Source organism: Oleiphilus sp. HI0125 (genome assembly GCF_001635355.1).
This window is the reverse complement of record NZ_LWGF01001314.1, coordinates 1-1,081: the sequence shown is the minus strand read 5'-3', so window position 1 is coordinate 1,081 and position 1,081 is coordinate 1. Positions and strand designations below refer to the sequence as shown.

1 protein-coding gene is annotated in these 1,081 nt (G+C 46.2%); it reads right to left on the bottom strand.

All coding sequences use genetic code 11. The features are described from left to right. Positions 1-411: 411 nt before the first annotated feature. The coding region (locus tag A3762_RS22620) for an SLBB domain-containing protein (RefSeq protein ID WP_197469509.1) at positions 412-1,081 on the bottom strand (670 nt) is incomplete at its 5' end.

The following is a 1,081-nucleotide window of genomic DNA, read 5'->3' as shown; positions in this document are numbered from 1 at the left end:
ATGGTTACTTACCGGAGCTAAGTGTGCTTTTATTTTGTCGATTGAGCCGACTGTACTTTTAAGGCTTCGCCTTAGGTACATTATTACCCGTTTTTTATCTTGCCGCTTCCACGCGGCCGACGGGTTAAGGGACTTGTAGTGACAAGCCCCTTAACAATCCCAAACAGCCCCTGCTCTCGGGGGCCTTCGGCTACTCTCTAGGCTTAATTAAAATCGGCACTGCGGAACTCGCCTTCGGCTCAAACAGCCCTCGCTTAATCCGATTTTAATTGGCGGCCTTTCGACTCTCTCGAAGGGGTTTGACCCTTCGTTAAAATTCAGTTTTATCAGAGTTTCGATATAACAAATCGACTCATAAAATTTACTCAGATCCCGAGTCAAGCTCAAGATGACAGCAGAAATATAAAAGTTTTATAAACTACCCACGGCGGCGGCGCCGAGTGCTATTTGGTAGAAAATCTGGCTCAAGTCACGCCATAGTACTAACTGGTCTAACTTGTCTGCATCTAGTGGCACGACAACGGTGTCGCCCGGTTCCATTTGCGCATCGTTACTTGCAAACCAATGACCGCTATCAGGTAGTTGTACACCACCATTTGCTTTAATAATGTAAATACGATCTTCGTCTGCTTTATCTGTTGTACCACCGCTACGCTCAATGTAATCGGTGTAATCAAGCTTTGGCTCAAACACTTGCGAAATAGGCAGTTGTACTTCACCAATAATCGTTACGCTATTTTTGCGTGATGGAATGGTCAACGCATCGCCGTTTTGCAATGGAATACTATAGTCTGGGTCTTCGGCTAACACTTTACGAAGATCAACCACTAAACGTCCAAGCGCTGGCGTTTGCTGTAATTGTGTAAGTAGTTCCTGCGCCTTACCGATATCACCACTACGACGCGATGCGTCTTTTTCAACAAGCTGTGCTTTTGCAATGTCTTCTGCCAAACGGCGCTGCATTTCTTGCAGACGTTTCTCTTGCTGTTCTTTTAACTCGATACGCGTAAACACTGCACCTGGCACATATGCATAGTTAGTCACACCACCTGCACGTTTCAGCACATCGCGGAGCTCGTCA